Source organism: Nocardia sp. NPDC004604 (assembly GCF_040609795.1).
GTDB lineage: Bacteria > Actinomycetota > Actinomycetes > Mycobacteriales > Mycobacteriaceae > Nocardia.
In genome coordinates, this window is the sequence record NZ_JBEXLC010000234.1 from 1 (window position 1) to 8,978 (window position 8,978).

The following is an 8,978-nucleotide window of genomic DNA, read 5'->3' on the forward strand; positions in this document are numbered from 1 at the left end:
CCCTCCACATCCCAACCACGATCGACCGGCAGCCCCGACACCACATCCCGCCCCCGATCCACCACCTCCCACAAATCCTCCGGCGAAAACACCCCCCCCGGATACCGACACCCCACACCCACAATCGCAACAGGCTCCGAGCCCCGAGCCTCCAGCTCCCGCAAGCGCCCCCGCGTCCTATTCAGCTCGGACGTCACCTTACGCAAGTATTCTCGGAATTTTTCTTCAGACATAACTCGTCGTTCCTTCTTCAAGCTGATTGTTCGAACTATTGGAGCGCTTCGTCGGCGAAGGAAAAAAGTTCCTCGTCCGTTGCGTCTTCAATGTTCACCTCAGAAGGGGAATAATCGATTTCCTTTGCGGCATCGAGAATTCGGCGCAACCGCTCGAAAATTGAACGACGATCCTCTTCACCAAGCCCGGCAAGGGCCTTCTCAAGTGTGCCCAGCGTTGCGATTGCCGATTCATTCTTCGCTGGGTCAGGAACAGCGAGCTGTTCGATAAGGTGATCGGTCAGTGCAGTGACGGTCGGATAATCGAAAACCAAACCAGCTGTCAAGGAAAGCCCGGTGACGGCCTTGAGCCGGTTTCGTAGTTCGACGGCGGTCAGTGAGTCGAATCCGATCTCGTTGAACGCGCGGTCGAGCGGCACGTCCTGGCGGCTCGCAAAGCCAAGGACTGCGCCCACTTCGGCCTCGACCAGGCGCGATATCTCATTGCGGCGCTGTTCGGGCGGCAAAGACTGCAATCGCTGCGTGAACCCGTATCCGTGCGCAGACGCGGCTGCCCGCTTGCCCGGCACACTCATCAAGTCCCGGAACAACGCCGGCGCTGCGCCGGTGTGGTCTTTGAACCGGTCCAGGCGGAGCACAGCCGGCACCAAGGCTGGTGCGCCACTTCTGAGGGCCGTGTCGAACAGTTCCATACCCGTGGCCGAGCCCATTGCGGCCAGCCCGCTGCGAGCCATGCGGTGTAGATCGATCTCATCGAGATGCTCGGTCATCGTGCTGGCTTGCTCCCACAGGCCCCAGGCCAGTGACGTCGCCGGCAACCCTGACTGGCCGCGGTAGCGAGCCAGCGCGTCGAGGAACGCGTTGCCCGCCGCGTAGTTGGCCTGACCGGCAGAACCCACCACGCCCGCGATCGAGGAGTAGAGCACGAACGCGGTCAGATCCAGCTCCCGCGTGAGTTCGTGCAAGTGCCAGGCCGCATCGACCTTCGGGAGTAGCACGTGCTCGAACTGGTCGGTGCTCATCGACGTGATCACACCGTCGTCGAGCACGCCCGCGGTGTGGATCACCGCCCGCAACGGATGCTGCTCGGGCACTGCAGCGATCAACGCGGCGATCGCGTCGCGATCGGTGACATCGCATGCGGTCACCGTCACCTGCGCACCCAACTCCTGCAGTTGCTGCTGCAACTGCACTGCGGCAGGAACCTGCAAACCCCGGCGGCTGGCCAACAACAGATGCCGCACTCCGTGTTCGATGACCAGATGCCGCGCCAATATCGCACCCAGCGCACCGGTACCACCGGTGATCAGCACCGTTGCTGAACGATCAAACTGTTGGGAGATCGCGGGAACGTTCTGCCCGCTGTCAGTGCCCGGCGGTATCGTGGGCGCGCCGCTGGCCCGGACGAGTCGAGGTGCGGTGAGGTTGTTTCCACGCAACATCAGGTCTGGTTCGTCGATGTCGTCAAGGCCGGCCAGCAGCGACAGCTCAGTGTGCTGGTCGATGTCGCGCAAAACGAACCGTCCCGGGTTCTCGGTTTGTGCGGTCTTGAGCAAACCCCGCACTGCCGCACCGGCCAGATCTGTTGGCGCGTCACCTCCCGCATCGCGGGTCACCACCATCAACCGCGATGCGCTGAACCGATCCTCGCCCAGCCACTCCTGTACCAAGGACAGCATTTCGCTGCCGCGGCGGTAGGTATCGGCAACCACATCGTCGCTGCCGGGAACCGACACCGTGATCACCACCGGCGGCACCGGACCACCAGAGTCCATCAGTTCGCGCACCCGTGCGAGATCGGGTGCCCGACCCCCCAGCCCCGCCGTGGCCAGTGCATCCGCCACTGATGTCGACCCCAGCACCACCCACTGGGTCGTATCCGCCGGTTCCCCGGCAGTCACACCCACCCAGCCTTGCCGGAACAGCGAATTGTGGTGCGCACGCCCGGCGGCCTGCAATGCATCGAGCGACACTTCCCGCAACAGCAAAGCTTGCACCCTCGCGACCGGTCTGCCCTCGGCATCAGCCAACTGCAAAGACCAAGCCCCGTCGCCTGTCGGCGCCACCCGCACTCGCACTCGCGACGAACCTGTCGCATCGACGATCACATCAGTCCATAAGAAGGGCAGACCACCCTCGATGCCGGCGTCAGTCACACCCGGCAGCAACGCATGCAACGCGGCGTCGAATAGCGCCGGGTGCAACACGAACGAGCCGGTGTTCGCACCGGTCTCACCGTGCAGCGTGACCTCGGCGAAGATCTCCTGCCCGCGACGCCAGACCCGCTCCAGTCCCTGAAACGCCGGACCATAGTGATAGCCGTGCCCGGCGATCCGTTCGTAGACGCCGGTCACATCGATCTCGGTCGCCTCGGCCGGTGGCCATACCCGGAATTCGGGCATCACCCCGGCGGTACCGGAAACCATCGAAGCCAGGGTTCCGGTGGCGTGCTCGGTCCATACCTCCTGCGTACCTGCAGTCTGCTCACGACGAGAGTGGATCGATATCTGGCAACGCCCGGACTCGTCCGCGGGCGCGACCGCCACCTGGAGCTGCACCGTACCCTGCTCTTGCAGCAGCAAGGGTGCCGCCAATGTCAGCTCTTCAACCCGCCCGCACCCCACCCGGTCCCCGGCAGCCACGGCCAACTCCAAGAACGCGGTGCCCGGTAGCAACACCACACCTCCGACTGCGTGGTCGGCCAGCCACGAGTGGCTGTCCAAGCCCAGGCGGCCGGTCATCACCACACCTCCACCGGCCATCTCCACGGCCGCAGCGAGAAACGGATGGCCCCCCACACTCAAGCCGGCAGCGGCGACATCCCCTGCGCCCGAGGTCGATTCCAGCCAGCAACGCTGATGTTGGAAGGCATACTTGGGCAGATCGACCCGACGGGCGCCGGTCCCGACAAACAGCCCCTGCCAATCCACCGCGAACCCACAGACGAACAAACGAGCCAACCCCACCAAAAACTGCTCCATACCCCCGTGATCGCGGCGCAGCGAGTGCACAATCGTCGCGTCGTGTCGAAGGTCCTCCAGGGTGTCCTGGATACCCACAGCCAGGACAGGATGCGGGCTGACCTCCACGAACACGTCGTACTTCGCACCGAGGTTGTTGATGGCCTCTTCGAGTTCCACCGGTTCTCGCAGATTGCGGTACCAGTAGTCGCCATCCACCTGCGAGGTGTCGAGCCATCCGCCGGTAACGGTCGACCACACCGGTGTGCGCGCCGACTGCGGGCTGATATCGGCCAATTCCGACAGCAGTCGGGCCCGAACCTGCTCAACCTGCGCTGAGTGTGCCGCATAGTTGACCGGAATCCGTTGTGCTCGAACGCCTTCTGCGTTCAACACATCCAGGAGTTCCACTGCAGCTTGAACCGCACCCGATACCACCACGTTGCGGGGTCCGTTGATCGCCGCGACCGACAGCTGGCCCGCCCACTGCCGAAGTCGTTGCTCCACCACGGCACGAGACAGTGGCACGGAGATCATCGCTCCCTGCCCGGCCAGCTCAACCAGCGCCTGGCTGCGACGTACCACCACCTTCGCTGCATCGGTGAGCGACAAAGCACCTGCAATGTAGGCCGCGGCGATCTCGCCCTGTGAATGACCGACGATGGCCGCTGGCTCGATTCCAAACGACCTCCACAGCGCAGCCAAGGAGACCATCACCGAGAACAGCACTGGCTGCACGACGTCCACTCGCTCAAGCGACGGCGCGCCGTCCACTTCACCGAGTACATCGAGCAGCGACCAATCGACGAACGACGAAAGCGCTTCCTCACAGCTGTTCAGTGCCTGGCAGAACACTGGTGATGAAGTCATCAACTCACGCGCCATAGCCGGCCACTGCGAACCTTGGCCCGGAAACACGAAGACAGGCCCCGTTCGACCAGGCGTCGCTGTGCCGGTGACGACGTTGTCGGCGTAACCGCCCTGACTCAGAACGTCCATCCCGGCGATCAACTGCTCACGATCACCACCGAGCACCACCGCCCGGTGCGGTAACAGCGACCGAGTCGTCAACAGCGACCACGCCACATCCACCGGATCCTCACCCGGCCAGCCCACCAACCGCGCTGCCTGACCAGACAAAGCCTCCCGACTCCGCGCCGACACCACCCACGGCACCGCAGGCGCCGACAGCGCGCCGTTGGCATCGCGCGACGCCTGGCTCATCTCTGCACTGCCCCGCGTGTCCTCGTGTGATGGCTCTTCCAGGATCATGTGGGCGTTGGTACCGCTGATACCGAAGGACGACACACCGGCGCGGCGCAGCTGGTCTGACACCGGCCATGGCTGCGGTTCGGTAAGCAGCTGCACTGCGCCTGCGGACCAATCGACGAACGGAGTCGGTGTATCGACGTGCAACGTCCTGGGCAGCAGGTGATGCCGCATCGCCATCACCATCTTGATCACGCCCGCCGCGCCCGCGGCAGCTTGCGCATGACCGATATTGGACTTGACCGAACCGAGCCACAGCGGCCGCTCGCGCTGTTGCCCATAGGCTTCCAGCAGTGCTTCGGCCTCGATCGGATCCCCGAGCCGGGTCCCGGTGCCGTGGGCTTCGACCACGTCGATTTCACCGCCACGCAATCCTGCGGCGGCCAAAGCCTGCCTGATAACCCGCTGTTGCGATGGACCGTTCGGCGCGGCCAATCCGTTCGACGCACCATCCTGATTCACCGCAGAACCGCGCACCACCGCCAGCACCCGATGACCGTTGCGCCGCGCGTCCGACAAACGCTCCACAAGCAACAGCCCGACGCCCTCGGACCAACTAACACCGTCGGCTCCCGCGGCGAACGGCTTGCACCGCCCGTCCGGCGACAGGCCCCGCTGCCGTGAGAACTCCACGAACATCGCTGGCGTCGACAACACCGTGACGCCACCGGCAAGGGCCATCGAGCACTCTCCGGCACGCAAGGCCTGCACCGCCATGTGCAACGCGACCAACGACGACGAACAGGCCGTGTCCACGGTCACCGCTGGGCCCACCAAACCCAGTGTGTACGCCACCCGCCCGGATATCACACTCGGCGTGTTGCCGGTTAGCAGCAAACCCTCCACCCCGGAAACCGATGCCGCCGCCGCGGTCACTGCTCCGTACTCCTGCGCCGTCGCGCCGACATAGACGCCGGTGCTGCTGCCCTTGAGTGCCTGCGGATCGATTCCCGCGTCCTCGAGGGTTTCCCATGCGACCTCCAGCAACAACCGCTGCTGGGGATCCATACTCAACGCTTCGCGCGGAGAGATCCCGAAGAACCCGGCATCGAACTCCCCAGCATCCAGGAACCCGCCCTCTCGGACATAGCTCTTCGCAGAAGCGTCCGGGTCCGGATCATACAAATCCTGCGGCCACCCACGATCGGTCGGGAAACCCGACCTCACATCCATTTCCGAGACCACCAGCCGCCACAAATCCTCGGCCGAACCCACACCACCGGGATAGCGGCAGCCCACACCCACAATCGCTATCGGCTCCGCACTTGCCGTCGGCGCCTGAACCATCGGCGACTTCTCCACGACCCCGGCCTTTTCGAGGATGTGGTTGGTCAGTTCGCTGACGGTGGGAAAATCGAAGACCAAACCAACCGGCAACTTTGTGCCGATCGCCTGTTCGAGAGAGCTCCGAAGCTCAACTGCCAGCAGAGAATCGAACCCCAGGTCATGGAAAGAGGCAGTCGCGAACGACGGAGTACTTTCAGGGCTCTTCCGAAGTATCCGACTGACCTGGGTGACAACCAGTTCCCTGACGATCCGCTCTGCTTCACCCCCCGGGAGGCGGGCGAAGCGGCCTCGCAGATCCTCTTTGGCTTCAGCCTGTCGTGACCGGCCTTCGCCGAGCCAGTGACGCTGTTGCTGGAAGGCATACGTGGGCAGATCGACACGACGGGCGCCGGTCCCGACGAACAGCCCCTGCCAATCCACCGCGACCCCGCATACGAACAAGCGAGCCAACCCCATCAAGAACCCTTCGGGTTCTTCCCGATCCGCCCGCAGTGCCGGCACCGCGGACACGTCGTGTGCGGATAGGCAGTCGGTGACCATCGCCGACAGGATCCCGTCCGGTCCCAGCTCCAGGAAGGAAGTCACCCCTGCCTCGGCAGCGGCAATCACTGCGTCGGCGAAACGCACCGACCGCCGCGCATGCTCGACCCAGTACTGGGGCGAACCCATCAGCCGCCTGGTCGCGGGTTCACCGGTGACCGTCGAGATCAGCGGCAGTTGCGGTTCTTCGAACGATAACCCCGCGACGACTCGCTGGAACTGCTCGAGCATCGGTTCCATCAACGGGGAGTGGAACGCGTGCGACACCCGCAAGGGCTTCACCAGCCGGCCCCGCGCCCGCAGTTGATCGGCGATCTGATCGACCACATCAGCGGCCCCGGACACCACTACCGATTCCGGCCCGTTCACCGCAGCCAGCCCGGCCAGTGCTTCGTGTCCGGCGAGCAAGTCCGCCACCTCGGACTCTGAGGCGGCCACCGCAATCATCGCACCACCGGCGGGTAAGCCATCCATCAGCCGACCCCGTGCAGCGACCAGTGTGCACGCATCCGCCAAACTCAGCACGCCCGCGACATGAGCGGCCGATATCTCACCGATCGAATGTCCGAACAACACATCTGGGAACACGCCTCGCGACTGTGCCAATCGGAACAACGCGACTTCCAGGGCGAACAACGCCGGTTGGGCCAGCCCTGTGCGATCGAGTTCGTCACCCGAGAACATTGCTTCTTGCAAACTGCGGCCCAGCAGCGGATCCAGATGCTCACACACATGATCCAATGCCTCGGCGAACACCGGGAATGCGGTGTACAGCTCCCGGCCCATGCCCGCGCGCTGGGTGCCCTGCCCGGCGAACATCACCGCTAACCGGCCATCGCTGACGACGCCGGTGACGACGTTGTCGGCGTAACCGCCCTGACTCAGAACGTCCATCCCGGCGATCAACTGCTCACGATCACCACCGAGCACCACCGCCCGGTGCGGTAACAGCGACCGAGTCGTCAACAGCGACCACGCCACATCCACCGGATCCTCACCCGGCCAGCCCACCAACCGCGCTGCCTGACCAGACAAAGCCTCCCGACTCCGCGCCGACACCACCCACGGCAGTGTGCGAAGAACCCGCCCATCCTCCGATGCCCCGGCTCCGCGGTGACCGTGTGCCACGGCTGCCTCGGTCATCACAATGTGACAGTTGACGCCGCCCATACCGAATGAACTGACACCCGCAACCAGCTCAGCAGTGGGATTCGGCCATTGTCGCGCCTCCACCGGTACTTCCAATGCGAATTCCTTCATCGGAATGTCCGGATTTGATTCGCTGAAATTGAGACTGGGTGGAATGACTCTGCGCCAGATAGACAGCGCGACCTTGATTAATCCGGCAATTCCGGCGGCGGCTTCCAGGTGGCCAACGTTCGTCTTGGCGGATCCGACGAGCAGGGGCGCCGAGCCCGACCGTGATCGCCCGAACTCCGCAGCCAGCGCACGCGCTTCGATCGGGTCACCGACCGGAGTGCCTGTTCCATGCAATTCGACGTATTGAACGACGTCGGGCGACAGTCCTGCCATTCGATATGCGAGGGAAATTGCGGAGCGCTGAGAATCTTCAGACGGAATGACGAGGCCCTCTCCGCTGCCCGTCGATACTCCGCCCCCGCGAATAATGGAATAGATGCGATCTCCATCTCGAACCGCCGCATCCAAGGCCTTCAGGAGTACGAAGCCACACCCTTCGCCGCGAACAAACCCATTCGCCCTCGAGTCGAAGACATAACAGCGACCGTCTTCCGAAGTCCCACCCCACTCGGCCACTACATTCGCGCTGAAGGGGCTGGCGATCACGTTGACACCTGCAGCCATAGCGACTTCAGATTCGCCGGTGCGCAGGCTTTGACAGGCAAGGTGGACCGCCATGAGAGACGACGACTGCCCGGTGTCTACGACCAGACTCGGGCCGTGGACACCCAGGAATCTGGACAGTCGGTTAGCGATGATCGACCGCTGAATTCCGGGCAGGGTATAGCCGTCAACCGCGGCCGGGCCCGCATTGACGTGCGCGTAGTCATCCCACATCGATCCGACGAAGACGCCCACCCGGCGGCCTATGACTTCATCGAAGGTAAGTCCCGCATCTTCCAGCGCCTCACAGGCTACTTCCAGCGCGATTCGCTGTTGAGGATCCATCGCATCGGCCTCGGCGTTCGATATCCCGAAGAATTCCGCATCGAACTGGTCGATCCTCTCCATGAATCCAGCACGAGCCCCTGCGCCGAGCCCGCCGAGGGAATCGATCCGGCTGTCCGGAATCGGACCGACCGTGTCCAAACCAGAGGACAGATGGTTCCAGTAGTCTTCGAGTGACGAACATCTCGAGAATCTGCATGCCATTCCGATGACAGCCACGTCGCCAACGTGATCCGAATTTCCGAAAGACTGTGGCATGCGCAGGGCTCCAAACATAAGAATACGACTCAGGAAATTAACTCAGAAGTTCAGAGGGCACTTTCACGCAAGAAGGCTGCACGCAAATTCCCGTCTCGAACCACACTCGCCGGGCTGCGACTGGAGACGAACCGGTGTCACGCAATCTCCATCGCATAGAGCGTTACGTCACGATCTCGTAGAAAAGCGCCTTTGAACCGTAGCGGTTGTCATGCTGTCGCACAATGTCCTCGGATATCGGCTCCGGCATGCTGGCTGATGAATCTGGCGAAATTCGCCCAGG

General features: G+C 63.4%; 2 protein-coding genes. Both read right to left on the reverse strand.

The window, feature by feature from the left end; genetic code table 11:
- Positions 1 to 233, reverse strand: a 233-nt coding sequence (locus ABZW16_RS41650; protein WP_354961676.1) for a polyketide synthase docking domain-containing protein, incomplete at its 3' end; no start/stop codon positions are given.
- A 35-nt stretch (positions 234 to 268) separates the two neighbouring features.
- The gene (locus ABZW16_RS41655) at positions 269 to 8,713 is read right to left on the reverse strand and encodes a type I polyketide synthase (RefSeq protein ID WP_354961677.1); all 8,445 of its coding nucleotides are present in this window, start codon (positions 8,711 to 8,713) and stop codon (positions 269 to 271) included.
- Positions 8,714 to 8,978 lie beyond the last annotated feature (265 nt).

Bases quoted from the DNA above. Each gene is read 5' to 3' on its own strand.
- ABZW16_RS41655 (WP_354961677.1), bottom strand. From the start codon at position 8,713: ATGTTTGGAGCCCTGCGCATGCCACAGTCTTTCGGAAATTCGGATCAC.